Raw genomic sequence first — 24,312 nt, forward strand, 5'->3', positions numbered from 1 at the left:
TGCGTGATGACCAGCAGCGACGCAGGCAGTCCGGCGCAGACGCGGGGCCGCCGGCTCGGCCGGGCCGCCGTCTACGCGGTCCTCACCGCCGCGCTGCTCTTCGGGATCGGCTTCCTCGTCCGCAGCAAGTGGGACCCGCTCATCGACCTCGACGACGGCACGATCGACTGGATGACCAACGTTACCCGCAACCACTCCACGCTGCGGGACGCGGCGCTGGTCTGGGAGACCGTCAGCCAGCCGCTGCTGCTCCATCTGATCGGGACGGCCCTGTGCCTGTGGGTCTGGCTGCGCCGCGGACTGCGGACCCGGGCCTGGTGGGCCTTCGCGACGCTCATGGTGTCCTGGTCGGTCGGGCTCGGCGCCAAGTACGTCTTCCAGCGGGCCCGGCCCGTGGTCGAGGACCCGGTCTCGGAGGCCCCCGGCTACTCCTTCCCGTCCGGGCACGCGCTGAACTCGGCGGCCTGGGCGACGACGGTCATCGTCCTGGTCTGGCCCCTGGTCAAGCACCGCACGGCGCGCGGCGTCCTCGTCGGACTCGGCGCCCTCTTCGTCCTCACGACCGCCCTGGACCGCACCTTCCTCGGCGTGCACTACCCCAGCGACGTCACCGCCGGCGTCGTCACCGGCGTCGGCCTCGTCCTCGCCTCCTACGCCGGCTACTCCGGCTGGCGGCCGCGCGAGCCCGAGGCCGCCGACGACACCGACATCGCGCAGGACCGGACCCTCTCGCGCAAGGAGCACCGATGACCTTCCTGGACCGCTGGGACGACCCGAGCAGGCCGACGTTCGGAGAGGCCCTGCGCGACGTCGCCGTGCGGGCGCTGGCCCCGGGGGTCCTGCTGTTCGCCGTCATCGCCGGGATCGGCTTCCTCATCGTCGGTCCGCTGCGCGGGCTCGAGGGCGAGAACGAGGTGAACCGCTGGTTCGAGGACCAGCGCACTCCGCTCGGCGAGACGATCACCCTGTTCCAGTCGTCGATGGGGAACACCGAGTACGTCATCGGCGTCGGCGTGATCGTCGCGCTCGTCGTCTACTGGCGCACCCGGAAGTGGTGGTACGCCGTCGTGCCGCTGGTGTCGATCTCCGTGCAGGCGCTGATCTTCGTCGCCGCCGCGTACGTCGTCGGCCGCCCGCGTCCCAACGTCGAGCGGCTCGACCCGACGCCGCCGACCTCCAGCTACCCCAGCGGCCACGTCGGCGCCTCGACGGCCCTCTACATCGCCTTCGCCCTCATGGCCACCCGGATCGAGAACGTCGTCGCGCGCCGGGTGCTCGTCACGCTATGCGTCCTCGTCCCGTTCTCCGTCGGCTTCGCCCGCCTCTACCGCGGCGCCCACCACGTCACCGACATCGTGTTCGGGATGCTCAACGGCGTCGTCTGCGCGCTGCTGGCCTGGGGCTACCTGCGCCGGGACCCGCACCGCTCCGACCCCGGGTACTGACCCGGCGGACCGCCTCCCCCGAGGAGCACCCATGTCCTTCCTCACCCGCTACGACGAGGACCGGTCCCGGCCCCCGTTCCTCGCCGCGCTGCGCGACGCGGCCGTACGCGCGCTCCTGCCGAGCGTCCTGGTCTTCGCGGCCGTCGTCGGGATCGGGCTGCTGATCGTCGGCCCGCTGCACCGGCTCGGCACCGCCGAGAACGGCGTGAACCGCTGGTTCGCGTCGTGGCGGACGCCGCTGTGGAACGAGGTCACGCACTGGATGTCGACCATCGGCAACACCGAGTACGTCATCGGCGTCGGCGTCCTCGTCGCGCTGCTCGTCTGGTGGCGGACCCGGGAGTGGTGGTTCGCCGTCGTCCCGCTCATCGCGATCTCGCTGCAGGCGACGTGGTTCGTCCTCGCCGCCTGGATCGTCGGCCGCCCGCGCCCCGAGGTCGAGAAGCTGGACCCGGCACCGCCGACCTCGAGCTACCCGAGCGGCCACGTCGGGGCGTCGTCGGCGCTGTACTTCTCGTTCGCGCTCATGGCCACCCGGATCGGCAACCCGGTGCTGCGCCGGCTCGCCGTGCTCGTCGGCGCCGTCGTGCCGTTCGTCGTGACCTTCGCCCGGCTCTACCGCGGCATGCACCACGTGAGCGACGTCGTCGTCGGCATGCTCAACGGCATCGGCTGCGTGCTCCTGTCGTGGAACTACCTGCGCCGCGAGCCCCGGGGCAGCGGCCACTGACGCCCGCGACCGGTTCTCCCCCCGCCGGCCGCCCGGCGGTCAGAGCCGGACGTAGCGGGCGCGGGCGAAGGAGTACACGCCGTACGCGGCGAACCCGAGCGCGACGAGGGTGAGGATGACCGGCCCGCCGGTCATGTCCTTGAGCGACTTCAGCGCGCCGTCGAGTCCCTTGACCTCGTTGGAGTTCGAGGTGAACGCCGCCGTCATGAAGAAGAGGCCGACGATGCCGATCGCCACGCCCTTGGCGATGTAGCCGTACTGCCCGGCGTGGACGGCCCACTCCCCCGGGTGCTCCTCGAGGTCCTCGAGGAACTTCTTCTTCCAGCCCTTGTAGACGTGGTAGGCCGCGACCCCGAGGATGACGAGCCCGAGGATCCCGACGAGGACCGGGCCGCCCGGACCGCCCATGAGCTTCTGGGTGAAGTCCTGGGTCTGCTGGTCCCCGCCCTTGGTCCCGCCGAGCGCCGCGACCTTGAAGGTCGTGTACGCGAAGAAGCCGTACATGACGCCCTTGGCCACGAGCTTGGCGCGGTCCTTGGCCTCCTTGCTGCTCGTGATGATCCCCTCGGTGATGTTCCAGACCCCGAGGAGGACGAAGCCGACGACCCCGATCCACAGGAGGATCTGGCCACCGGTGTTGTTCGACAGCGACTTCAGCGCACCGTTCTGGTCGGCCTGCTTCGAGCCGCCGCTGATCCCCCAGGCGACGTTGAGGGCGATGTACGCGATGAGCAGGTGCAGCCCGCCGAGGACTCCGTAGCCGATGCGGGCCCCCCACTCGACGGCGGGGCTCTCGTTGGCCTCTTCGGTGGCGTTCCTGGCCTCGGCGCTCTTGTCCATGGGTGCACCCTGCCACCTGCGACGATGCCGCGTACAGATGGGCGCCCGGTCAACCTCGCGGGACGGCGGCGAGGACGGCGACGAGACCGTCCTCGTCGACGTGGCCGGCGACCTCGTCGGCGACGTCCTTGACCTCGTCCGGGGCGTTGCCCATGGCCACCCCGCGGGCGGCCCAGCGCAGCATCTCGAGGTCGTTGCGCTGGTCGCCGACGGCGACGGTGAGCGCGGGCTCGACGTCGAGCAGCCGCCGCACGTGCTCCAGGGCCGCGCCCTTGGAGACGCCCTCGGGGGTGATGTCGAGCCAGGCGCTCCAGCCGACGGCGTACTCGACGCCGTGCAGGCCGATGCGCTCGGTGCCGGCGACGAACGCCTCGCTCGTGCTCTCCGGGTCGCGGATGGTCAGGCGCGTCACGGGGTGGGCCATGAGCTCCTCGAAGGGGACGACGCGCGGGGTGCCGTCGAGCTCGCCGTCCGGGAAGGGCGCCGAGACCTTGAACCCGACGCCGACCTCCTCGACCGCGACGAGCGCCGTGGGGAACTCGGCCCGCAGCACCCGCAGCGCGGGCGCGGGGTCGAAGGTGACGGCCTCCAGCAGCTCGTAGCCGGCGTCGGCGCCGGCGTCCAGGCGCACGGTGATCGCGCCGTTGGCGCAGACGGCGTAGCCCGTGGTGATGCCGAGGGCCTCGAGCATCGGCAGCGTGCCGACGACGGCCCGGCCGGTGGCGAGGACGACGTGGTGGCCGGCGGCCATCACCTCCTGGACGGCGGTGCGGACGGGCTCGTGCAGGCGGCCGTCGTGGTCGACGGTGGTGCCGTCGATGTCGAGGCAGACCAGGTACGGGGTGCTCATCGGGCACCACGCTACCGAGGCCGGGTGAACTCCCGGTGCCGGGCGCGTCACTCGGGCGTGGACCAGGCCTGCCGGATCGAGAGCCGCCCGCCGGTCTGCAGCAGTGAGCGGCGGTAGAGCCGCTCCGCGACGTAGAGGACGAGCCCCGCCGCCGCGAGGAGCAGGACGAGCGCGAGCACGGCCTGCCACCACGTCGCCGTCCCCTCGAGCACCCGGGCGGGCATGACGACCGTCGAGAACGGCGGGACGAAGGAGAGCACGACGCGGGCCGGCCCGTCGACGAGGAAGCCGGCGAAGAAGACACCGAGCACGATCATGATGAGCGGCGTGCCCGTGCTCTGCACGTCCTCGGCCCGCGAGGCCAGCGCCCCGGCCACGGCCCAGAGCGCGGCGAGCGCGACGAAGCCGCCGACGAAGAAGGCGAGGAACCAGGCGACCGGGCCGGAGACCGCCCCGAGCACGTCGGAGTACGGCGTGAACGACAGCCCGACGAGGCCGACCGCGGCGTAGAGCAGCATCTGCAGAATGGCGATGACGCTCGTGCCGACGACCTTCCCCGCGAGCAGCTGGCGCACCGGGATGGCCGTCGCGATGATCTCGACGATGCGGGACTGCTTCTCCTCGACGACGCTGTTGGCGATGACGTAGCCGAAGGTCAGCGTCGCGATGTAGAAGAGGAAGGCGAAGACGAAGGACCCGGCCCGGGCGATCTGCGCCTGCTCGGCATCGCCCTCGAGCAGCTGGGGCGTCACCGTCGTGCCCTGCTCGAGCGCCGTGGCCGTCGTCCCGAGCCGGGTCGCCTGCTGCTCCAGCACCGTCGAGCGGACGACCTCGCGGGTCACGCCGGCCAGGGTGTCCTCCTCGGAGTCCAGGGTCGTGAGCACCCAGCCGCCCTCCCCCGGGTGCAGCCAGGCGTCGGCGTCGCCCGCGCGCACGGCGGCCCGCGCGGCGTCGGCGTCCGCCACGGGGTCGAGGGCGACCTCGACGTCCTGGCCGGACTCCGGTGCGCCCTGCACGAGCCGGTCCCCCATCGACCGGTCGGCGGCGGTGACGGCCACCGTGTAGGAGTCGGTCCGCGAGGAGTCCCACACCTGCCAGCCGAGGTAGCCGCAGATGAGGACCAGGGTGAAGGCCGTCCCGCCGAGGAAGGCCTTGTCGGTGAGCCGGACGACGATCTCGCGGCGGGCGACGAGCGCCCAGGCGGACCGTGCGGAGCCGCCGTCGGCGGTGGCCGGGCCGGGGGCGCCGGTGCGGTCGGGGGTCGTCGTGGTGCTGCTCATCGGGCGGCCACCTCTCGGTAGATGTCGGCCAGGGCGGGTCGGACGGGGGTGAACTCGCGGACGGTGCCGCGGGCGGCGGCCTCGCGCAGGACGACCTGCTCGGCGCCGTCGTCGACGACCTCGACGAGCGCGGTCGGCCCGTCGACGTCGACGACGTGGACGCCGCGGACGTCGCGCAGCCAGCCGGTGTCGGCGTCGAGCACGACCCGGTAGCGCAGGGGTCCCCGGGCCCGCAGCTCGTCGGCGTCGCCCACCGCGACGACCCGGCCCGCGGCGAGGATGACGAGCCGGTCGCAGAGCCGCTCGACGAGGTCGAGCTGGTGGCTGGAGAACAGGACGGGGACGCCGGCAGCGGCGTGCTCGCGCAGGACGTCGGCCATGGCGTCGACGGCGACGGGGTCCAGGCCGGAGAACGGCTCGTCGAGGACGAGGGCGGTCGGCCCGTGCAGGAGCGCGGCGACGATCTGCACCCGCTGCTGGTTGCCGAGGCTCAGGGCCTGCAGCCGCTCGGTCGCCCGGTCGGCGAGGCCGAACCGCTCGAGGTGCCGCTCGGCCGCCTCGCGGGCGCTCGCGTCGGCCATCCCGCGCAGCCGGGCCAGATAGACGAGCTGGTCGAGCACCCGTTGCTTCGGGTACAGGCCCCGCTCCTCGGGCATGTACCCGAAGCGCCGCTGGTCCTGCGGGGTCACCGGCCGCCCGGCCCAGCGGACCTCCCCGGCGTCGATGCCGAGCACACCCATGACCATCCGCATGGTCGTCGTCTTCCCGGCGCCGTTCCCGCCGACGAAGCCGGTGAGCATCCCCTCCCGGACCTCGAACGAGACGTCGTCGACGGCGGTGGTGTCGCCGAAGCGGCGGGTGAGTCCCTCGATCTCCAACATGGCGTGGACGCTACGGGCGGGCAGGCCCCGCCGGATCCGCCTAGGGGATGGTCAGGCCTCCTTCGGCGAGATGAGACCGGCCTCGTGGGCGAGGACGACGGCCTGCACCCGGTCGCGCAGGTGGAGCTTGGCCAGGCAGCTCGACACGTGGGTCTTGACGGTCGCCTCGCCGAGGAACAGCCGGGCGGCGATCTCGCCGTTGGAGAGCCCGCGGCCCACGAGGACGAAGACCTCCCGCTCGCGCTCGGTGAGCCGCGCGAGGCCGGGCGGGTCGGGACGGCGGGGGGCGGCGCGCTCGCCGGTCATCCGCTCGATGACCCGGCGGGTGACCTCGGGCGCGAGGATGCCCGAGCCGCGGCCGACGACCCGGACGGCGTCGACGAGCTGGTCGGGCTCGGCGTTCTTCAGCAGGAAGCCGCTGGCGCCGGCGTCGAGGGCGTCGAAGAGGTAGTCGTCGCGGTCGAAGGTGGTGAGGATGACGACCCGGCCGAGGTCCTCGGCGACGACCCGGCGGGTGGCCTCGATGCCGTCGAGCACCGGCATCTGGACGTCCATGAGGACGACGTCGGGCCGGGTCTCGCGGGCGACGACGACGGCCTCGGCGCCGTTCGCGGCCTCGCCGACGACCTCGATGTCGTCCTCGACCGAGAGCATCATCGAGAAGCCCGAGCGGACCATCGCGTGGTCGTCGACGAGGAGCACCCGGATGGGGTCGGCCCCGGCCGGCGGCCCGGCGTCCGGGAGCGGGCTGTCGTCCCGGCTCATCGGGCGCGGGCCGGGGTGGCGGTGCGGCGGTCCGCGGAGGGCCCAGCGCCCGGTCCGGTGCCGGGGCGGGTGCCGTCGGCGCCCGAGGTCCACGGGTAGCGGACCCGCACCCGGTAGCCGCCGGTGGCGCGGGGGCCGAGGTCGACGACCCCGGAGTGCGAGGCGGCGCGCTCGCGGATCCCCAGCTGGCCGAGGCCACCGGTCGAGGTGCCCGGGCGGGGACGGCCGTCGTCGACGACCTCGAGCTCGACGTGCCCGTCGGGGCCCCGCCGCACCCGCACGACGACCGACACCCGGGTCGCGGTCGAGTGCTTCTCGACGTTGGTCAGCGCCTCCTGCACCGTGCGGTACACCGAGTGGGCGAGCGGCGCCGGCACCACCTCGGCGGCGCCCGGGGCGGACTCGACGAGGTCGTAGGTGGCGCGGCGGCCGGCGGTGCTCGCGGCCGCCACGAGCGCCGGCAGCTGGCCGAGGCCGGGCTGCGGGGTGCGGTCGGCGGGTCCGGCGTCCACGGTCGGGGCGGTGCGCAGCGTGCCGAGCAGCCCGCGCATCGAGGTCACGGCCTCGCGCGAGGAGCCCTCGATGCCGCCGAGCGCGCGGTCGGCGGCGTCGGGGTCGCGGCCCATGACCCGCCGGGCGGCGGCGGCCTGGATGCCGATGACCGAGACGTGGTGGGCGACGACGTCGTGGAGCTCGCGAGCGATCCGGAGGCGCTCCTCGGTGACCGCGCGGGTGCGCAGCTCGCCGGCCTGGGCGCGGATGGTCCCGGCCTGGTCCTCCAGGAGCGCGCGGTCGCGGGCCGTCCGCCACATGAGCTGGCCGATGACGACCGCGCCGCCGAAGTACACGACGTTCACCGCCAGGGTGAGGAGCACGGCGGCGGGGACCGGGCCGAGGAGGCCGACCCGCTCGGTGACGTCGCCCCCGGCGGAGTCGAGGAAGCGCTGCGCGGCGTTCCCGACCGCGAACTGCAGGGCGACCCAGGAGAACATCACGACGAGGATGACGCCGACGGCGGCGAGCATCCAGCGACGGTCACGGGCCCAGGCGACGCCCGACATGATGGCGACGAAGTACACGACCTGCATCGTCAGCTGGCCCATGACCACCGGCATCGTCACGCCGACGACGACCAGGTGCGTCGCGGCCAGCGCCGCCACCGTCACCGGCCATCGCCGCCGGCCGAGCAGCAACACGGCGCCGCTGGACACCGCGAGCCACTGCGCCCAGAGCGGCGCGGTGAGCTCCTGGAGGGCGCCGACGCTGCGGACGAGCTCGAGGGTGACCAGGCCGAACGCCTCGAGGGCGAGGGCGAGGAGCACGTCGGACCGGTCGACGGCCGGACGCGGCCGCTGCCACGGGTCGTCGACGCCGAACCACCGGCCGAGCCGGACGAGCGGCGTGGGGGCGGAGGCGTCCATGCGCCCAGCGTAGGAGGGGCGGGGGCGGTCGCCCTCCCCCTCGCGGTGGAGGACGGCTCCGCCCGGGCGGGGATACCGTGCCCGGGTGCCGACGCCCCAGGACATCACGACCTTCCCCGACGACACCCCGCCGCCGGGCCTCTCGCCGTACCTCGGCGGCGGCCCGTCGCCGATGGTGGCCGTCGTCGACCCGGACCCGTCGTGGCCGCAGCAGTACGCGCAGCTGGCGGAGCTCGTGCGCTCGGCGCTCGGCCTGCGGGTCCTCACCCTCGACCACGTCGGGTCGACGTCGGTCCCCGGGCTCGCCGCGAAGCCGGTGATCGACATCGTCCTCGTCGTCGCCGACCCGGACGCGGAGGATGCCTACGTGCCTCCCCTGGAGGCGGCCGGGTTCGTCCACTGGATCCGCGAGCCCTGGTTCGAGGGCCACCGGATGCTGCGGCACACCGACCCGGCGGCCAACCTGCACGTGTTCGGCCCGGACTCCCCCGCCCCGTTCCGCGACCGCGTCTTCCGCGACTGGCTGCGCGCCTGCGACGAGGACCGCGACCGCTACGCCACCGTGAAGCGCGAGGCGTCGGCGGCGGCGGTCGCGGCGGGCGAGCACGGCATGCAGTACAACGCCCGCAAGGAGGCCGTCATCCGCGAGATCCACCACCGCGCCTTCGTCGCCGCCGGCCTGCTGCCCTCCTGACCCCCGGCGGGCGGCCGCCGCCGACGGGGTCGGGGGCGCACCCTTGACAGCCGCGCCGGAGTCCGGCATCAATCACTGGGTGTCCAGGTCCACGTCGACGGGGCGGGCGCCCCGGCTGCCGCGGCGCGGGTGGTGGCGTCGCGCTCTGGCCGGTTCGCCACCGGCGCTCGCACGGTCCCTGCCGCCCGCAGGGCGCCTGGTGGACGAGGTCGAGTCCGAGTACCGGGTCGTCCTCGCCGACCGGCCCCCGTGGGCGCAGGAGTCGTCGGCGCTGCGCTTCCACCTCGAGCAGTCGGTGGCCCCCGCCCTCGCGGTCTACCGGGTGCTGCAGCGCCACGGGGTCCCGCCGGAGCCGGCCCGCGCCGAGGTCGGGCGGCTCGTCGAGGCGCAGATGGCCCCGGTGCTCGGCGTCGTCGGCGCGCTCGACCGCCTCCGGCTGCCGTTCGCGGCGCTGCGCGCGCTGAACCGGCGTCTCGTCCCCCGCATGTTCCCGGCGGCCGGCTTCACCATCGACTGGGTCCGCGACGACCCCGACTCCCTCGCCTTCGACTTCTCGGCGTGCTTCTACCTGCGCGTGCTGCGGCACTACGGCGCCGGCGAGCTCACCGGGGTCTTCTGCCACGGCGACGAGCTCGCCTACGCGCGGATGCCCCGCACCCTGCGCTTCACCCGCACCGGCACCATGGCCGGCGGGGCGCCGCGGTGCGACTTCGTGCTCCACCCGGTGCGGCGCGCCTCCTGAGGACGGCGACGTCCGGCCCGCGGGGCGGAGGGCTCAGCGGACGGGGGTGAGCACGTCGAGACCGAGCGCCGGGCGCAACGCCTCGGGCACGACGACGGAGCCGTCGGCCTGCTGGTGGTTCTCGAGGATGGCGACCATCCAGCGCGTCGTCGCCAGCGTGCCGTTGAGCGTCGCCGCGACCTCGTTGCCCTGCTCGCCCTTGAACCGGGTGCCCAGCCGACGGGCCTGGAAGGTCGTGCAGTTCGAGGTCGAGGTCAGCTCGCGGTGCCGGCCCTGCGAGGGCACCCAGGCCTCGCAGTCGTACTTGCGGGCCGCCGGGGTGCCGAGGTCGCCGGCCGCGGTGTCGATGACCCGGTAGGGCACCTCCATCGCCGCGAGCATGTCCTTCTCGATGCGCAGGAGGTTCTCGTGCTCCGCCTGGGCGTCCTCGGGACGGCAGTAGACGAACATCTCGATCTTGTTGAACTGGTGGACGCGGATGATGCCGCGGGTGTCCTTGCCGTACGAGCCGGCCTCACGGCGGTAGCACGTCGACTGCCCGGCGTAGCGGACCGGCCCGTCGGCCAGGTCGATGACCTCGTCGGCGTGGTACCCGGCGAGCGCGACCTCCGAGGTGCCGATGAGGTACAGGTCGTCGTCGGCGAGCCGGTAGACCTCCTCGGCGTGGTGGTCGATGAAGCCGGCGCCGGCCATGACCTCGGGCTTGACGAGCGTCGGCGTGACGAGCGGGACGAACCCGAGCGCCACAGCGCGCTGCATGGCCAGCTGCAGCATCGCCGCCTCGAGCCGGGCCCCGACGCCCTTGAGGAAGTAGAAGCGGGCACCCGAGACCTTCGCGCCGCGCTCCATGTCTACGGCGTCGAGGGCGTCCATGAGGGTCAGGTGGTCGCGGGGCTCGAAGCCCTCGGCGGCGAAGTCGCGCGGGGTGCCGACCTCCTCGAGCACGACGTAGTCGTCCTCACCGCCCACGGGGACCTCGGGCTCGACGACGTTGGCGATGCGCCGCATGAGGTCGTCGAGCTCGGTCTGGGCGGCGTCGGCGTCGGCGGACAGGCGCTTGACCTCGGCGGCGACCTCCCTGGTCCGCGCCAGCAGCTGCTGCTTCTCCTCACCCTGCGCCCTCGCGACGTCCTTGCCCATCGACTTCTGCTCGGCGCGCAGCCGCTCGAAGGCGGTGAGGGAGGACCGGCGGCGCTCGTCGGCGGCGAGCACGGCGTCGACGACGCCGGCGTCCTCACCCCGGGCACGCTGGCTGGCACGCACCGCCTCGGGGTCCTCACGGAGCAGCCTGATGTCGATCACCCGGCGCACTCTACCGAGGCTCCCGCCAGGGACCGGCGGCCCTTTCGCCGGGACACGGGCGCCCCGCCGGCGACGTCCACCGGTGCGCACGTCACGCCCCGTGGGTGCGTGGAGTGCAACACCCCCCCGCCCGGCCAGCGGACATTTCGGGGTGACCCCGAAATGTCACCGAGACCCCGGTTCCGAACCCTTGCTCAGCGGACATTTCGGGGTCACCCCGAAATGTCCACCGGGTGGAGGCGGGAGGGGCTGGGGTGGGTCGTGGGGTCAGCGGGAGGCGGGCTGCCCGGCGAGGGGTTCGCGCCGGTTGTCCAGCCAGCGCATGGCGGGGGTCGCGAGGACGCCGTGGACGAAGACGGACAGGGCGATGGTGAAGGTGACCGTCGACCACATCCAGCGCTCCTCGGTGAAGGCCGTCGTGCCGGCGGCGAACGCCAGGTAGAAGACCGACCCGATGCCGCGGACGCCGAAGAACCCGACGACGAGCCGCTCGCGGTGGTCCAGTCCCGCCGTGCCCCGGCGCGTGCGGTGGCCGAGGAAGGCGAGGTAGCCGGCCAGGGGCCGGACGACGAACACGAGAGCGAGGCCGACGACCACCCCGCGCAGGTCGAGGTTGGCGAGCAGCCCGCGGGTGAAGGCGAACCCGAGCCCGAGCAGCAGCACGAGCGTGAGCAGCGTCTCCAGCCGCTCGACGGCCCCGTGCATCGCGGCGTGGAAGTCCGACATCCGCTCGACCGACCGGATGGTCACCGCGCAGGCGAACACGGCGAGGAAGCCGTAGCCGTGCACGGCCTCGGCCAGGCCGTAGGACAGCAGCAGCGCGGCGACGGCGAGCAGCGGCTCCTCGGCCTCGGCCAGCCGCAACGAGCGCCGCGTGGACCGGAACGCCAGCCACGCGAGCAGCCACCCGAGCAGGGCCCCGACGAGGACCCCGACGACGGTCTTGCCCACCAGCTCCCAGCCGACCCAGCGCCACACCCCGCCGGCCGGCGCGCCCGCCGCGAGGAAGATCGCCGCCCAGACGAAGGGGAAGGCCAGGCCGTCGTTGAGCCCGGCCTCGCTCGTTAGCGCGAAGCGGACCTCGTCGTCCTCGTCGACCTCGTCCTCGGCTCCCTCGAGCGTCGGGCCGGCGACCTGCACGTCGGACGCGAGCACCGGGTCGGTCGGCGCGAGCACCGCGCCGAGCAGCACGGCGGCCGGCAGGGCCACCCCGAGCGGGCCCCACGCGAGCAGCGCCACCCCGGCGATGGTCAGCGGCATCGTGATGCCGAGCAGCCGCCAGGCCGGCGACCACGTCCCCCACGACGCGCGCAGCCGCGGGCGCAGCGGCCGGTCCAGGGCCAGCCCGACGCCCATGAGCGCGACGAGCACCGTGACCTCGGCGAGGTGCTCGATCCACGGCCGGACGGCCACCGGGTCGATCGTCGCCGACCGGGTCACCGGGAGCAGCCCGACGCCCATCCCCGCGAGGACGAGGACGATCGGCGCGGAGAGCGCCCATCGCCGGATGACGCCGGGCAGGACGGCGGCGAGGAGCAGCGCCGCCCCGAGCAGGCAGTAGACGAGCGTCGGGCTCACCGGCGGGCGGCCCCGACATCCTGCAGGTGGTGCGCGAGGTCGTGCAGGCCGTAGCGCACGAGCCCGAGCAGGTCGAAGCGCGAGCCGTTCGACCGCGTCGCCGGGCGCTCCCACGCGTCGTCGGGCACGTCCGCCACCGTCCGCGACCAGGCGTCCGCCGCGGCGTCGACCTCGTGCGCGACGACGGCCGGGTCCTGCTCGCCGTAGCCCTGCGCGACGGCGGTCTCGTCCTGGTCCCAGTTCGCGAACGTCGGGTCGTCCTCCTCGAGCACCAGGCGGGTGCGCTCGTCGAAGAGCCGGCACACGTCGCGGACGTGGCACCCGTACTCCAGCGGCGACCACGTGGCGGCGTCGGGGCGCCGGGCGGCGCCGTCGCCCGCGAGGACGCCGGCCCAGGGGGCGGTGAGCGCAACGATCAGCCCGGCCAGGTCGTCCGCCGGCACCGTTCCCGCCTCGAAGCCGCAGTCCGGGCAGGCCCGTTGCAGCGTCCAGGTCCAGTCCTTGGAGTCCGGGACGATGCCGTCCGGCGAGGCTGCCGTCATGTCGCGCAGCCTACGGCGATGACCGCCCGTGGCCTGGACTGATGTACGTTGCCGTCTGTGTCGGGCGAGACGTGGACGTTCGTGGGGATCGCGGTGGCCGTGGTGTTCGCGGTCGTCGGGCTGGTCCTCGTGCTGCAGTCCCGTGAGCCGGGTCGGCACGCCGACCCCGGGACCCGCCCCTCCCGCGACGCCTTCCGCCAGGGCGAGGCCCCCGAGCCGCCGCCGCGCAAGCGCGCCGCGGTCGTCGTCAACCCGACGAAGTTCGAGGACCTCGACGAGGTTCACGAGAAGCTGAAGAAGGTCTGCGCCGACCACGACTGGGACGACCCGCTGTTCCTGGAGACGACGAAGGACGACGTCGGCTTCGGGCAGACCCGCGAGGCGCTCGAGCAGGGCGTCGACCTCGTCTGCGCGCTCGGCGGGGACGGCACCGTCCGCGCCGTCGGCGAGGAGCTCGTCGGCACCGACGTGCCCTTCGGCCTGCTGCCCGGCGGCACCGGCAACCTCCTGGCCCGCAACCTCCTGCTGCCGGTCGACGACCTCGAGAAGGCGATGGCGGTGGCCCTCACCGGGCGCAACCGCCGCATCGACGTCGCGTGGATGGTGCTCGACGAGGACGACGAGTCGCTGGAGCTCGAGGAGGGCGCGGGCGCCAACTCCTCCAGCGGGCCACGCAAGCACGCGTTCTTCGTCATGGCCGGGCTCGGGCTGGACGCCGCCATCATGGACTCGACGTCCGAGGAGCTGAAGAAGCGGATCGGCTGGGCGGCGTACGTCCCGTCCGGCTTCTCGCACTGGCTGGGGGACCGCTTCACGACGACGGTGGCCATCGACGGCGGCGCCGAGGAGACCAAGCGCGCCCGGATGGTCGTCATCGGCAACTGCGGCAAGATCACCGGCGGCATCGAGCTCATGCCCGACGCCGAGCCGGACGACGGCCTGCTCGACCTCATCGTCCTCGCGCCGCGGGGCGTCGCCGCCTGGGCGTCCGTCGCGGCCCGGGTCGTCACCCGCAGCGACCGGACGAGCTCGGACCTCTCCCGCTCGAAGTGCACGGCGGCCACGGTGCGCGTCGACGAGAAGCAGCGCGTCCAGCTGGACGGCGACATCATCGGCGAGGCCAGCCGGCTCGCCGTCGAGATCGAACCGCGCGCCGTCGTCGTCCGCACCGAGGTCGGCAAGAACGGCTCCCCCACCTCGTGAACTTTCTCGCCTGATCCCGGAAGGTTCGGGTTCGCCGGGGTTCGGAGGGTGCGCGAACCCGAAGGTTGCGGGATCAGGCGAGAAAGGTGCGCCGGCGCGCGGGGGTCGCCCGTCGGCCGAGCGAGCGCACGCCAGCCGATCGCGCGGCGACCGTCCCCTCGCCGGGCGACCGCACGGCAGCCGATCGCGCGGCGACCGTCCCCTCGCCGGGCGACCGCGCCGGCCGACCGCCCCCGCGACCAGCCACCGCACACGGCAGACCGTGTGCAGCCGGACGGGGGTGACCGGCGCCGGGGTCAGTGGGCGGGGTGCTCCTCGGGCTTGGTCGTCGTGCGGCCCTCGCGCCACTTGCGCTCGAACGGCAGCCGCCAGGTGAACGGTGCGATGAGCTGGTGGATCTGGTTCGGCCCCCACGTGCCCTGCGAGTACGGGTGCACCGGCGGGGGGTTGTCGATGACCGGCTGGCTGATCTCCCACAGCCGCTCGATGCCGGTGGCGGACGTGAACAGCGTGCGGTCGCCGCGGGCGGCGTCGTAGATGAGCCGCTCGTAGGCCTCGAGGACGTTGCCGGCCCAGTTCGTCTCGCCCATCGCGAACTGCATCGACAGCTTGTCCAGCCGGAAGCCCGGCCCGGGCCGCTTGCCGTAGAACGACAGCGACATCCGGGAGCGGTCGGCGAGGTCGAAGGTCAGGTGGTCCGGCCCCTGGTCGCCGACGCCCGAGCCCTTGGGGAACATCGACTGCGGCGGCTCCTTGAAGGCGATGGAGATGATCCGGGCCCCCTCCGCCATCCGCTTGCCGGTGCGCAGGTAGAACGGCACGCCGGCCCAGCGCCAGTTGTCGACGAAGCACTTCAGCGCGACGAAGGTCTCGGTCTCGGAGTCCTGCGCGACGCCCGGCTCGTCGTGGTAGCCGACGTACTGGCCGCGCACGACGTCGGCCGGCTGGATGGGCTGCATCGAGCGGAAGACCTTGTTCTTCTCCCGGCTGATGGCGAACGGCTCGAGCGCCGTCGGCGGCTCCATCGCCGTGAATGCGAGGATCTGGAACAGGTGCGTGACGACCATGTCGCGGTAGGCACCGGTCGTCTCGTAGAAGTCGGCGCGCTGGCTGAGGCCGAGCGTCTCCGGCACGTCGATCTGCACATGGGAGATGTTGTTGCGGTGCCAGATCGGCTCGAAGAGGCCGTTGGCGAACCGGAAGGCGAGGATGTTCTGGGCCGGCTCCTTGCCGAGGAAGTGGTCGATCCGGAAGATCTGCTCCTCGTCGAAGACCTCGTGCAGCTCGGCGTTGAGGGCGACGGCCGACCCGTGGTCGTGCCCGAAAGGCTTCTCCATGATGACGCGGCTCTTGCCGACGAGGTCCGCCTCGCCGATCGTGCGCACCGCCGCCAGCGCCGCCTTGGGCGGGACCGCGAGGTAGTGCAGGCGCTGCGAGGTGTCCCCCGGCAGCTGCTCCTCGGCCGCGAGGACGGCGTCGTGCAGGGCGCCCGGTCCGGCCTCCAGCCCCACGTAGTCGAGCCGTTGGGCGAACTCGCGCCAGTCGGCGTCGCCGACGTCGCGGGTGCTGAACTCCCGGACCGCGTCCATCGCGAGGTCCCGGAACTCCTCGCGCGACATCTCGTCGAGGGAGGTCCCGACGACGCGCAGGTCGTCCAGGAGCTTGGACTGGAAGAGGTGCAGCAGCCCGGGGATGAGCTTGCGTTTGGCCAGGTCCCCCGTGGCGCCGAAGAGGATGACGGTCGTGGGCGCGGTCATGGCCTCCACTCTGTCGGTCCCGCGGCGCCCGGCGCTACCCCGGGGCGCCGCGGACGTCCACCCGTCGAACACCCGCCGCCAGTTCGTCGCCCCCGGAATAGGTTCACGTTCGCAGGGGGTTGGCCCCCTCGACGACGTCGGCGTTCGCTCGCCGGTGTTCGGCACGGGCAGGGCCGCGCCGGCGCAGGGGCCCGCGCGGACCTGCCCTCGTCGGACCGTGACCGCGAGTGACCGGTGGCCGGGCGCACGTGAGCAGCCGGCTCACCCGAACAGCCGGCGACCCCGGTCCTCGTCGGCCGCGAGCCCCGGCGGACACGCGGACCCCGCCGACCCGGTGTGCTCGAGCGCCGGGGTCAGGAGATCTCGAAGTCGGCGCGGATGCCGTCGCCGGACTGGCCCGGCTTGCAGGCCGTGACGTAGTCGCCGGCGACGACGTCGTCGATCGTGAGGGTGCGGGTGAGGCCGGGGCCGATGTTCTCGACCTCGCCGATGATCTCCTCGTCGCTCGCGTAGAGGTAGAACTCGGTGACCGAGCTGCCCTCGTTGGTGACGGTGAACGCGACGCTGCCGGGCTTGGCCGAGGTGGCCGAGAGCTCACACGCGTCGTCGGTGGCCGTGACGGTGACGGACGTGCCGGCCGTGTCGGCGCCGGCGGCACCGTCGGTGACGGTGCCTTCGTCGCTCTCACCGCAGCCGGTGAGGGCGAGGGCGCAGACGGCGAGGGCGGGCAGCAGGGCGGGGATGCGCATTCGTGGTCTCCGGGCGGGAAGGGGTTCAGACGGCCGCGGTCTCGGTCGGGGCGGGGGTGCGCTCGGGGGCGGCGGCGACGGTGGTGCGGGTCGGGCGCAGGAAGAAGAAGAGGACGACGCCGACGTACAGCACCCAGGCGACGGCCTGCAGCACGGTGGTCTGCGGGGTGAAGTTGACGATGCCCTTGAGCAGCGCGGCGTACCAGGACCCGCCGTTGATGGTGCCGGACAGGTCGAAGGCCAGGGTGTTCAGGCCGGGCAGGACCGCGGCCTCCTGCAGGTCGTGCAGGCCGTAGGCGAGGATCCCTGCGGCGACGACGACGAGACCGATGCCGGTCCAGCGGAAGAACTTCGCGAGGTTGATCTGCAGTGCGCCGCGGTAGAGCAGGTACCCGAGGACGACCGCGCCGCCGATGCCGACCGCCCAGCCGAGCAGCGGCACGGTGTTGCCCGCGCCGGCGGCCTCGGCGGTGGCGTAGAAGAAGATCGCGGTCTCGAGCCGCTCGCGCCCGACGCCGAGGAAGCCGACGAGCGCGACGGCCAGCGGCCCGAGGTCGAGGGCGCGGTCCAGGCGGCCCTTGAGCTCACCGGAGATCGTGCGCGCCGCGGACTTCATCCAGAAGACCATGGCGGTGACGAATCCGACGGCGACGATGCTCGCGGTCCCGCCGACGATCTGCTGCGCCTCGAAGGAGAGGCTGCGGGTGCCGAAGGTCAGCACGGCGCCGAGGGCGACCGACAGGGCGACGGCGACGCCGACCCCGGCCCACACCCAGCGCACGCCCCAGGTGCGTCCCGTCTTCGTGAGGAAGGCGAGGAGGATGACGACGACGAGGGCGGCCTCGAGGCCCTCGCGCAGGCCGATGAGCGCGTTGCTCACGAACATCCGGATCTCCCACGAGCTCTCGAAGTGAGGTATTCCTTACCTAAATAAGGTAACCCTAACCTCCGCCCGTGCGTCAAGGAGATCTTCCTCGGGGCGGGACGACGCACCCGGGGCCGCAGGGCGACGGCCCCGAGGCGTGGGGCAGTCTTGCTCGGTCAGCGGCGGCGGCGCCTGCTGCGGGGCGTGGCCCGCGCGACCTCCTCGGCCGTCGGCGTGCGCGCCGCACGCGCCTGCGGCGGCAGGAGGTCGGAGATGGCGGCCATGATCCGGGCGGTGTCGGCGACGAACCCGTCGCCCTCGAGCCCGACCGGAGGGCCGACCCGGACCCGCACCGTCGGCGGGTGCCGCAGCCGGTGCATCCGCGGCAGCGGCGAGGACCGTGGCCACACCTCCTCGCTGCCCCAGATGCCGAACGGGATCACCGGGGCCCCGGTGGCGGCGGCCAGCCGGGCGGCGCCGGTGCGGCCCACGAGCACGGGGTCGAAGAACCGCTCGCCGCGCGGGATCGTGCCCTGCGGCAGCAGGCAGACCAGCTCGCCCCCCTCGAGGGCCACGGTCGCGGCCTCCAGCGACTCGGTGCCCGCGCGACCACGGTCCACCGGGATCCCGCCGAGGGCCAGCGCGAGCCCGCCGACGAGCGGCACGTCGAAGAGCTCCCGCTTGGCGAGAATGCGCCCGGTGCGGGGGGTGGCGCGCATCATCTGGATGATCGCGGGGACGTCGAAGTACGAGCGGTGGTTGCCGACGAGGATCGCCGGGCCCGAGCGCGGGACGTGCTCGGGCCCGGCGACGTCGAAGCGGGCGTAGGGCCAGAGGGCGGGTGGGCAGGCGGCGAACAGCAGCCGCTGCAGCTCCACCCCGAGGACGGGGATCTTCACGACTCCCGGCGAGACGTCGAAGTGCACGATGGGCCACCCCCGGGCGAGCGCGTAGACGGTGAGCCGCGGGTCGGGGTTGACCGCGGCGGGGTTGCCGACCGCCGTGAGCAGCGGCAGGTCGAAGATCGAGTCGGAGTAGGCGAAGCTCTCGCGCAGGTCGACACCCTCGCGCTCGGCCCAGGCTCGCACGGCCGACAGCTTGCCGCGCGACCAGACGAACGGGCCGTCGAGCGAGCCGTCGAACCGGCCGTCCTCGGTCAGGGCGTAGCGGGTGGCGACGACGTGGTCGATGCCCAGCCGGTCCGCGAGCGGCCGGACGAGGTGCTCGGGCGTCGTCGTCGCGAGGACGACCGGGCGGCCGGCCGCGCGGTGCTGCTCGATGAGGGTGAGCGCGAAGGGGTGGACGACGGTGCGGATGGCCTCGGCGGCGAGGTCGGCCGCGGAGTCGAAGGCGCCCCCGTCCCGGCCGCGGGCGACGAGGCTCGCCTGACGGGCCAGGGCGACCGAGGGGAGGTTCTCGCCGAGGACGTCGAAGGCCCTGAAGATCAGCCGCTCGCCGGGCAGCCGCCGGGTGACGACCCCGAGGTCGTACATCGCGCGGGCCAGCAGCGGCCCGGTGCCGCCCTGCAGCAGCGTGCGGTCGAGGTCGAAGATCGCGGCGCCGGGCGGGTCGGCCGGCGGCGCTGCGGACATGGCCCGAGGCTACCCGGGGGCCGCTGTCCGGCACGGGGCGTCGCGGGGGACGGGTCGCGGCCGGCGGGGTGCCTAGGCTGGCCGGATGACGGAGCGCGGCACGACGGCGTTCGTCCTCGGCGGCGGCGGGGTGCTGGGGACGACGCAGGTGGGCATGCTGCGGGCGCTGGCGAAGGCCGGCGTCCGCCCCGACCTCGTCGTGGGGACGAGCATCGGTGCGCTCAACGGGGCGTTCGTCGCCGCCGACCCCTCGCCCGCCGGCGTCGAGCGCCTGGCCGGCGTCTGGGACGCCGTCGTCCGCGACCGGGTGTTCGTCGAGAACCCGCTGCGCCAGGCCGGGCGGGTCGCCCGTTTCCGGACGCACCTGCTGTCCGACGCCCCGCTGCGGCACGTCGTCGACGCCCACCTGCCGGTCGACCGCTTCGACGAGCTCGCCGTGCCGTTCCAGTGCGTCGCCGCCTGCGTCGAGGACGCGAGCGGGACGTGGTTCGACGAGGGCGCGCTCGTCGACGCCGTCGTCGCCTCCTGCTCGGTGCCGGGGCTGTTCCCGCCGGTCGAGATCGGCGGTCGGCACTACCTCGACGGCGGGCTCGTCCACTCCATCCCGGTCGGGCGGGCGCTGACCCTGGGCGCCACCCGGCTGTTCGTCCTCCAGGTCGGGCGCGTCGAGCAGCCGCTCGCCCCGCCGCGGCGTCCGTGGGAGGTCGGGACCGTCGCCTTCGAGATCGCGCGGCGGCACCGCTTCGTCCACGAGATGGCCTCGCTGCCGAGCGACGTCGAGACGCACGTCCTGCCGAGCGGCGCCGCCTCGAGCCCCAACCTGCCGGTCCGCCAGGTCCGCCGGGCCCGGATGCGCGAGCGCGCCGACCAGGCGTACGCGGCGTCGGCGGCCTACCTCGCCGCCCTCGGCGCCGGCTGACTGGCCCTAGGCTGCGTGCGCATGGGCGCCCGGAGCATCCCCCCGCCGCCGCGAGCCGTGCGGACCGTCCTGCACGCGGTGTGGCCGCTCGTCGGGGTCGTCGTCACCGGCCTCATGGTCCCGGTCGTCGTCGCCGGCGCCTTCCACGCGCTGCTCGACCGCCGGGCCCGGCTGTTCCGGGTCTCCTGCCTCGCGGTGCTGCTCATGTGGGTCGACATCCGGATGCTCGTGCGCTGCTGGGCGCTGCGGGCGGCGAGCCCCGAGGGCGACTCGCCGACCTGGCGTGAGGACCACGAGCGGCTGCTCGGCGACGCCCTGGACTCGCTGATGTTCTACAGCCGCCGCTGGCTGGGGCTGCGCGTCGAGCTCACGGAACGGATGCACTTCGGCAGCGAGGACGAGCCGCTCGTCGCCTTCGCCCGTCACGCCGGCCCGTTCGACTCCCTCGCCGTCGCCTGGCTGCTGGCCCGGACCGCCGAGCGGCTGCCGCGGATCGTCCTCGCGGAGGCCATGCGTTGGGACCCCGGCATCGACACGATCCTCACCCGCCTGGACGCCTCGTTCGTCCCGAGCACGGGCGACCGGCTCGGCGGGGTGCGCGCCATGGCCGCGACGCTGGAGCGCGACGACGTCTTCCTCCTCTTCCCCGAGGGCCAGAACTGGACCCCGAGCCGGCGCGCCCGCGTCATCGACCGGCTGCGACGCCGCGGCGACGCCGACGGGGCCGCGCACGCCGAGCGGCTCGTCAACGTGCTGCCCCCGCGCACCCGCGGCGCCTTCGCCGCCCGGTCCTCGCGCCCGCGGGCCGACGTCATGGTCATCGCCCACGCGGGCTTCGGCGAGCTGACGAGCGCCCGGCGGGTTTGGGCGGCGATGCCGTTCCGCGACCGGCCCTTCCTCGTGCGCACGTGGACCTACCGGGCGCAGGACGTCCCCACCGACGCCGAGACGTTCGACCCGTGGCTGCGGGCCCGCTGGGACGAGGTCGACGCCTGGGTGACCGAGCACCGCACCGACCGGCCGGCCGGGGACCCGGTCGACGAGGCCGCGACCACGGACGGCGGGCCCGCGGAGGGGAACCCGACCACGCCGGGCACCGTCCGACACCCGTGACGACGCCCGCGCCCGACCCCCGGTCGCGCCGGACGCGTCTCCTCCCCGTCCTGGCCCTCGCCGTCGCGGTGCTCGCCGCGGGCACCCTGCTCGCGCTGGACCGGCGGACCGACCGGACCGCGAACGGGTCGGTGCCCGTCGGGTCCGTCCAGGACCTCGCGGGGTCGTGGACGGCGGTCAACGACGCCGGTGCGCCGGCGGGCCTCGTCGCCGACGTCCGGCTCGTCGTCGCGGGCGACCGGCTCACCCTGGCCACCGGCTGCACCACGGGCCGGGCGACGGTCGCCGTCGAGGACTCCCGCCTCGTCCTCGACGGGTCCGGGCTGGCCGTCGCCGGGACCGGCTGCGACGACGCCCGCGCCGGTCAGGAGGACTGGGTGCTCGACATGCTCGGCGCCCGGCCCCGGCTGGAACGCTCCGGGCCCTCCCTCGCCCTGCTCTGGGGCGAGGGGGAGGGGTCGTGGCTCGGCTTCGCCCGGGACGGCGCGGGCGAGCACGGCTGACCGCCGGGCCGGCGGTCCGCCGTGCGGCCGGCTCCTTGCCGACCTCCGGCTCAGCCCTCGGCGGGAGCCGGGCAGCCGCGCATCGGCCCGCTCTGGTCCCCGCCGTCGGCGGGCGCCTGCCCGGGCGGCGCCGTGTGCGGGTGCACCGGGTCGCCGGTGCCGGCTCCCGGACGCAGGCCGAGGGGGTCCAGGCCGGGGGCGGCCTGGTGGCTGTGGTTGGTGTCGCCGTAGCCGCACCCCGGCCGCGGTGGCTCCGCGGCGGCGGGGCCGGCGGCCAGCACGGGGAGCACGAGGGCGGTCACCGCGCAGGCGGTGAGGAGACGGACGGACGGGTGGCTCGGCATGGCGGCTCCTCCGGGGGGTGGGGGGTCACCATAGGCAGACCGCCGTCCCGGAGTCCATGCCCGGCCGCCCCGGTGGGCCCGCGTCGTCGAGGACGGTCAGCCGTCGCGCAGGCCGTGCAGCCAGCCGCGGGCGGCGGTGAAGTCGGCGTCGCTCGCGCGGGGCGCGATGGTCGCCCGCTGCCGGTCGGCGCGCGGGTAGGAGCCGAGGAAGCGCACGTCGGCACAGATCCGCTTCAGCCCCATGAGGGCCTCGCCGAGCCGCTCGTCGCGGATGTGGCCCTCGACGTCCACGGAGAAGCAGTACGACCCCATCGACGCCTTGGTCGGCCGCGACTCCAACCGGGTCAGGTTGATGCCGCGGGCGGCGAACTGCTCGAGCAGCTCGAGCAGGCCGCCGGCGTGGTCGTCGCGCTGGAAGAGCACGACGGTCGTCTTGTCGGCGCCCGTCGGCGGCGGCGTCGACCCGGGCCGGGCGACGAGGACGAAGCGGGTGACGGCGGCCTGCATGTCGCCGATGCCCTCGGCGAGGACGTCGAGGTCGTGCAGCGTCGCGGCGGCGGGCGCGCAGACGGCCGCCTGGTAGGGCGGCTCCTGCCCGGTCGGGGCGGCGAGGTCGGCCGCCGCGGCGGCGGTCGAGAGGGTCGGGACGTAGGCGGCGTCGGGGAGGCGGGCGTGCATCCAGCCGCGCACCTGGGCCCAGGCGTGCGAGTGCGTCCCCACGGCGCGCACCTCGTCCAGCACGGTCCCGGCCCGCGCGGCGAGGACGAAGGTGACCGGCACGAGGACCTCGCCGACGACGACGAGCGGGTCGCCGCTGGCCAGGGCGTCGAGGGTCGCCGACACCCCGCCCTCGACGGAGTTCTCGATCGGCACCATGGCGCCGTCGACGTCCCCGGCCCGCAGGGCGGCCAGCGCCCCGTCGACCGAGCCGAAGGCCACCCGCTCGGCCCCGTCGGCGTCGGGCCAGGAGTCCAGGGCCATCGAGGTGAAGGTGCCCTCGGGGCCGAGGTAGGCGAGTCGGGTCACGGTCGGTCCTTCCCGGTGCGGGCCGCCGCGAGGGCCTGCTGCTCCTCGGGCGTCAGGGTCGCGTCGGAGGTGCCGCCGACGACCCCCTTGGCGTAGGTGCGGGACTCCCCGCGGGCGTGGATGGAGGACAGGACGATGCCGTCGCCGTCGTCGTCGACCACCGCGGCGCTGAAGCTCAGCCGGCCGCCCATGTCCCCGAACGCGTCGTAGCGGACGACGGCGACGTGCTTGAGCGCCTGCCCGACCTCCGAGCGCAGGGCGGCGAGGTCGGCGTCGCCGGCCGGGCGGTGGGCCTCCAGGGCCGCGACCCGCCGGCGCAGGTCCGCGGTGCGGGCCAGCAGCGCGACGACGGCGGCCACGGCGAGGACCACGAGGAGGGTCGGAACGCCGAGGAGCAGCAGCTCCCATCCGTTCAGCCCCAGCATGCCCTCAGGCTAGAGCCGCCCCGGCTCGTCGGGTCACGGCGTCCGTCCGGCGCGCTCCACCGGACGGGCGGGGACCTGCTCGCGCGCGGGGTCCCCGGCGACCCCGTCCGACGGCGACGGGGCGGCCGGTGCGTCGCGGGCCACCCACCAGAGCAGCCACAGGGCGGCCAGCCCGCCGAACACGTCGGCGTTCTGCAGGACCCGCCCCGGCCACTCCGGCCAGTCGGTGGCGAGCCAGTCGATGCCCCACCACGGCAGCCGCAGGACGAAGAACACGCAGACGAGGGCCCCGGCCCAGAGCCGCCGCCGGTCCCGCCAGGGCTGCGTCCCGAGCAGCGCGAGGACCACGACGACGACCCAGTGGTAGTGGTGCACCCAGGCCACCGGCGACAGGAGGCAGGCGAGCAGCCCGACGACCGCGACCTCGGCCACGCTGTCACCCCGCCGGTACATGCGCCGGGCGAGGGCGAACCCGAGCACCCCGACGACGGCGACGAGCAGCAGCCACAGCACCGTGCCCGGCACCCCCTCGGGCCCGAGGCGCAGGAGGAACCCGCGCATCGATTGGTTCGCCGTGCCCGCGTTCGGCCCGAGCCGGTCGCTGTCCTGCAGCGCCCCGAGCCAGAACGCCCACGACGCCGACGGCAGGACGACCGCCGAGGCCACCGTCACCGCCGCGGCCGTCCCGACGGCGGTCGCGGCCTCGCGCCAGCGCCGGGTGACGAGGAAGTGGACGACGAAGACCC

The 24,312-nt window shown here is 74.4% G+C and carries 26 protein-coding genes; 9 read left to right on the plus strand and 17 right to left on the minus strand.

Translation table 11 applies throughout. From position 1 onward, the window contains the following. Positions 1–6 precede the first annotated feature (6 nt). From EPD83_RS10945 to EPD83_RS10955, 3 genes are read left to right on the plus strand one after another with little or no spacing between them, the layout of a single operon-like run. Complete coding sequence (locus EPD83_RS10945) at positions 7–750, plus strand: phosphatase PAP2 family protein (RefSeq protein ID WP_128365742.1); 744 nt, start codon at positions 7–9, stop codon at positions 748–750. After that, positions 747–1,445, plus strand: coding sequence for a phosphatase PAP2 family protein (locus EPD83_RS10950; RefSeq protein WP_128365741.1), 699 nt, complete (start codon positions 747–749; stop codon positions 1,443–1,445). Before EPD83_RS10945 ends, EPD83_RS10950 begins: the two co-directional genes overlap by 4 nt. Before the next feature lie 31 nt (positions 1,446–1,476). Then, positions 1,477–2,175: a phosphatase PAP2 family protein gene (locus EPD83_RS10955; protein ID WP_128365740.1), complete on the plus strand. Its 699-nt coding sequence runs from the start codon at positions 1,477–1,479 to the stop codon at positions 2,173–2,175. Positions 2,176–2,214: 39 nt separating this feature from the next. Here EPD83_RS10955 and EPD83_RS10960 read toward each other — a convergent pair whose 3' ends face one another. The 6 genes from EPD83_RS10960 to EPD83_RS20880 are packed head-to-tail and all read right to left on the minus strand — an operon-like array spanning position 2,215 to position 8,212. Beyond that, a complete protein-coding gene (locus EPD83_RS10960; RefSeq protein WP_128365739.1) occupies positions 2,215–3,015 on the minus strand; it encodes a DUF1206 domain-containing protein in 801 nt (266 codons plus the stop codon). 49 nt (positions 3,016–3,064) lie between these two features. Continuing rightward, positions 3,065–3,865 carry an HAD family hydrolase gene (locus EPD83_RS10965; RefSeq protein WP_165566584.1) on the minus strand — a complete coding sequence of 267 codons (801 nt, stop codon included), beginning with the start codon at positions 3,863–3,865 and terminating at the stop codon, positions 3,065–3,067. Between the two features lie 47 nt (positions 3,866–3,912). Continuing rightward, complete coding sequence (locus tag EPD83_RS10970; RefSeq protein WP_128368567.1) at positions 3,913–5,145, minus strand: ABC transporter permease; 1,233 nt, start codon at positions 5,143–5,145, stop codon at positions 3,913–3,915. After that, positions 5,142–6,026 carry an ABC transporter ATP-binding protein gene (locus tag EPD83_RS10975; RefSeq protein ID WP_165566585.1) on the minus strand — a complete coding sequence of 295 codons (885 nt, stop codon included), beginning with the start codon at positions 6,024–6,026 and terminating at the stop codon, positions 5,142–5,144. Before EPD83_RS10975 ends, EPD83_RS10970 begins: the two co-directional genes overlap by 4 nt. A 51-nt stretch (positions 6,027–6,077) precedes the next feature. Then, the gene (locus EPD83_RS10980) at positions 6,078–6,791 is read right to left on the minus strand and encodes a response regulator (protein ID WP_128366203.1); all 714 of its coding nucleotides are present in this window, start codon (positions 6,789–6,791) and stop codon (positions 6,078–6,080) included. Continuing rightward, on the minus strand, positions 6,788–8,212 hold the full coding sequence (locus EPD83_RS20880; RefSeq protein WP_165566586.1) for a sensor histidine kinase: 1,425 nt from the start codon (positions 8,210–8,212) through the stop codon (positions 6,788–6,790). The genes EPD83_RS10980 and EPD83_RS20880 overlap by 4 nt, the downstream gene beginning before the upstream one ends. A gap of 85 nt (positions 8,213–8,297) precedes the next feature. Here EPD83_RS20880 and EPD83_RS10990 point away from each other — a divergent pair, with 85 nt between their 5' ends. Then, a complete protein-coding gene (locus EPD83_RS10990; protein ID WP_235950521.1) occupies positions 8,298–8,906 on the plus strand; it encodes a GrpB family protein in 609 nt (202 codons plus the stop codon). A gap of 199 nt (positions 8,907–9,105) precedes the next feature. Then, a complete protein-coding gene (locus tag EPD83_RS10995) occupies positions 9,106–9,648 on the plus strand; it encodes an L-2-amino-thiazoline-4-carboxylic acid hydrolase (RefSeq protein WP_165566587.1) in 543 nt (180 codons plus the stop codon). 33 nt (positions 9,649–9,681) lie between these two features. Here EPD83_RS10995 and serS read toward each other — a convergent pair whose 3' ends face one another. From serS to EPD83_RS11010, 3 genes are all read right to left on the minus strand, one after another. Then, a complete protein-coding gene (gene serS / locus EPD83_RS11000) occupies positions 9,682–10,950 on the minus strand; it encodes a serine--tRNA ligase (protein ID WP_165566588.1) in 1,269 nt (422 codons plus the stop codon). A 267-nt stretch (positions 10,951–11,217) separates the two neighbouring features. Then, on the minus strand, positions 11,218–12,528 hold the full coding sequence (locus tag EPD83_RS11005) for a cation:proton antiporter (RefSeq protein WP_165566589.1): 1,311 nt from the start codon (positions 12,526–12,528) through the stop codon (positions 11,218–11,220). Continuing rightward, positions 12,525–13,070 (minus strand): DinB family protein, encoded by a 546-nt coding sequence (locus EPD83_RS11010; RefSeq protein WP_165566590.1) that lies wholly within the window; start codon positions 13,068–13,070, stop codon positions 12,525–12,527. The genes EPD83_RS11005 and EPD83_RS11010 overlap by 4 nt, the downstream gene beginning before the upstream one ends. 57 nt (positions 13,071–13,127) lie before the next feature. Here EPD83_RS11010 and EPD83_RS11015 point away from each other — a divergent pair, with 57 nt between their 5' ends. Then, on the plus strand, positions 13,128–14,273 hold the full coding sequence (locus EPD83_RS11015) for a diacylglycerol/lipid kinase family protein (RefSeq protein ID WP_235950523.1): 1,146 nt from the start codon (positions 13,128–13,130) through the stop codon (positions 14,271–14,273). A gap of 296 nt (positions 14,274–14,569) precedes the next feature. On the opposite strand, the gene zwf is transcribed toward EPD83_RS11015, so the two are convergent. From zwf to EPD83_RS11035, 4 genes are all read right to left on the minus strand, one after another. Next, positions 14,570–16,030: a glucose-6-phosphate dehydrogenase gene (gene zwf, locus EPD83_RS11020; protein WP_128366656.1), complete on the minus strand. Its 1,461-nt coding sequence runs from the start codon at positions 16,028–16,030 to the stop codon at positions 14,570–14,572. 353 nt (positions 16,031–16,383) lie between these two features. Continuing rightward, positions 16,384–16,779, minus strand: a complete 396-nt coding sequence (locus EPD83_RS11025) for a cupredoxin domain-containing protein (RefSeq protein ID WP_128366655.1) — start codon at positions 16,777–16,779, stop codon at positions 16,384–16,386. Between the two features lie 25 nt (positions 16,780–16,804). Next, a complete protein-coding gene (efeU, locus tag EPD83_RS11030; protein ID WP_128366654.1) occupies positions 16,805–17,665 on the minus strand; it encodes an iron uptake transporter permease EfeU in 861 nt (286 codons plus the stop codon). 155 nt (positions 17,666–17,820) lie between these two features. Beyond that, positions 17,821–19,236, minus strand: a complete 1,416-nt coding sequence (locus tag EPD83_RS11035; protein ID WP_128366653.1) for an HAD-IB family hydrolase — start codon at positions 19,234–19,236, stop codon at positions 17,821–17,823. A gap of 85 nt (positions 19,237–19,321) precedes the next feature. Between EPD83_RS11035 and EPD83_RS11040 the strand changes: the two genes are divergently transcribed. From EPD83_RS11040 to EPD83_RS11050, 3 genes are read left to right on the plus strand one after another with little or no spacing between them, the layout of a single operon-like run. Continuing rightward, positions 19,322–20,155, plus strand: a complete 834-nt coding sequence (locus EPD83_RS11040) for a patatin-like phospholipase family protein (RefSeq protein WP_128366652.1) — start codon at positions 19,322–19,324, stop codon at positions 20,153–20,155. 21 nt (positions 20,156–20,176) lie between these two features. Continuing rightward, positions 20,177–21,268: a 1-acyl-sn-glycerol-3-phosphate acyltransferase gene (locus EPD83_RS11045; protein ID WP_165566591.1), complete on the plus strand. Its 1,092-nt coding sequence runs from the start codon at positions 20,177–20,179 to the stop codon at positions 21,266–21,268. Beyond that, positions 21,265–21,771 carry an META domain-containing protein gene (locus EPD83_RS11050; RefSeq protein WP_164896739.1) on the plus strand — a complete coding sequence of 169 codons (507 nt, stop codon included), beginning with the start codon at positions 21,265–21,267 and terminating at the stop codon, positions 21,769–21,771. The genes EPD83_RS11045 and EPD83_RS11050 overlap by 4 nt, the downstream gene beginning before the upstream one ends. A gap of 50 nt (positions 21,772–21,821) precedes the next feature. On the opposite strand, the gene EPD83_RS11055 is transcribed toward EPD83_RS11050, so the two are convergent. The 4 genes from EPD83_RS11055 to EPD83_RS11070 all read right to left on the minus strand — a co-directional run. Continuing rightward, positions 21,822–22,115 carry a hypothetical protein gene (locus EPD83_RS11055; RefSeq protein WP_128368239.1) on the minus strand — a complete coding sequence of 98 codons (294 nt, stop codon included), beginning with the start codon at positions 22,113–22,115 and terminating at the stop codon, positions 21,822–21,824. A 96-nt stretch (positions 22,116–22,211) separates the two neighbouring features. Further along, on the minus strand, positions 22,212–23,141 hold the full coding sequence (gene pheA, locus EPD83_RS11060; RefSeq protein WP_128368238.1) for a prephenate dehydratase: 930 nt from the start codon (positions 23,139–23,141) through the stop codon (positions 22,212–22,214). After that, positions 23,138–23,566, minus strand: a complete 429-nt coding sequence (locus EPD83_RS11065) for a DUF4446 family protein (protein ID WP_165566592.1) — start codon at positions 23,564–23,566, stop codon at positions 23,138–23,140. Before EPD83_RS11065 ends, pheA begins: the two co-directional genes overlap by 4 nt. Before the next feature lie 33 nt (positions 23,567–23,599). After that, positions 23,600–24,312 (minus strand): glycosyltransferase 87 family protein (locus tag EPD83_RS11070; RefSeq protein ID WP_128368666.1); only part of this gene is annotated, 713 nt, incomplete at its 5' end.

The sequence above is a fragment of the Phycicoccus flavus genome, from assembly GCF_004025965.2.
GTDB classification, from domain to species: Bacteria; Actinomycetota; Actinomycetes; order Actinomycetales; family Dermatophilaceae; genus Phycicoccus; species Phycicoccus flavus.

Coding starts and splice junctions, on each gene's coding strand:
- EPD83_RS10945 (WP_128365742.1), top strand. CDS start 7: ATGACCAGCAGCGACGCAGGCAGTCCGGCGCAGACGCGGGGCCGCCGG.
- EPD83_RS10950 (WP_128365741.1), top strand. CDS start 747: ATGACCTTCCTGGACCGCTGGGACGACCCGAGCAGGCCGACGTTCGGA.
- EPD83_RS10955 (WP_128365740.1), top strand. CDS start 1,477: ATGTCCTTCCTCACCCGCTACGACGAGGACCGGTCCCGGCCCCCGTTC.
- EPD83_RS10960 (WP_128365739.1), bottom strand. CDS start 3,015: ATGGACAAGAGCGCCGAGGCCAGGAACGCCACCGAAGAGGCCAACGAG.
- EPD83_RS10965 (WP_165566584.1), bottom strand. CDS start 3,865: ATGAGCACCCCGTACCTGGTCTGCCTCGACATCGACGGCACCACCGTC.
- EPD83_RS10970 (WP_128368567.1), bottom strand. CDS start 5,145: ATGAGCAGCACCACGACGACCCCCGACCGCACCGGCGCCCCCGGCCCG.
- EPD83_RS10975 (WP_165566585.1), bottom strand. CDS start 6,026: ATGTTGGAGATCGAGGGACTCACCCGCCGCTTCGGCGACACCACCGCC.
- EPD83_RS10980 (WP_128366203.1), bottom strand. CDS start 6,791: ATGAGCCGGGACGACAGCCCGCTCCCGGACGCCGGGCCGCCGGCCGGG.
- EPD83_RS20880 (WP_165566586.1), bottom strand. CDS start 8,212: ATGGACGCCTCCGCCCCCACGCCGCTCGTCCGGCTCGGCCGGTGGTTC.
- EPD83_RS11010 (WP_165566590.1), bottom strand. CDS start 13,070: ATGACGGCAGCCTCGCCGGACGGCATCGTCCCGGACTCCAAGGACTGG.
- zwf (WP_128366656.1), bottom strand. CDS start 16,030: ATGACCGCGCCCACGACCGTCATCCTCTTCGGCGCCACGGGGGACCTG.
- EPD83_RS11025 (WP_128366655.1), bottom strand. CDS start 16,779: ATGCGCATCCCCGCCCTGCTGCCCGCCCTCGCCGTCTGCGCCCTCGCC.
- efeU (WP_128366654.1), bottom strand. CDS start 17,665: ATGTTCGTGAGCAACGCGCTCATCGGCCTGCGCGAGGGCCTCGAGGCC.
- EPD83_RS11035 (WP_128366653.1), bottom strand. CDS start 19,236: ATGTCCGCAGCGCCGCCGGCCGACCCGCCCGGCGCCGCGATCTTCGAC.
- EPD83_RS11040 (WP_128366652.1), top strand. CDS start 19,322: ATGACGGAGCGCGGCACGACGGCGTTCGTCCTCGGCGGCGGCGGGGTG.
- EPD83_RS11045 (WP_165566591.1), top strand. CDS start 20,177: ATGGGCGCCCGGAGCATCCCCCCGCCGCCGCGAGCCGTGCGGACCGTC.
- EPD83_RS11055 (WP_128368239.1), bottom strand. CDS start 22,115: ATGCCGAGCCACCCGTCCGTCCGTCTCCTCACCGCCTGCGCGGTGACC.
- EPD83_RS11065 (WP_165566592.1), bottom strand. CDS start 23,566: ATGCTGGGGCTGAACGGATGGGAGCTGCTGCTCCTCGGCGTTCCGACC.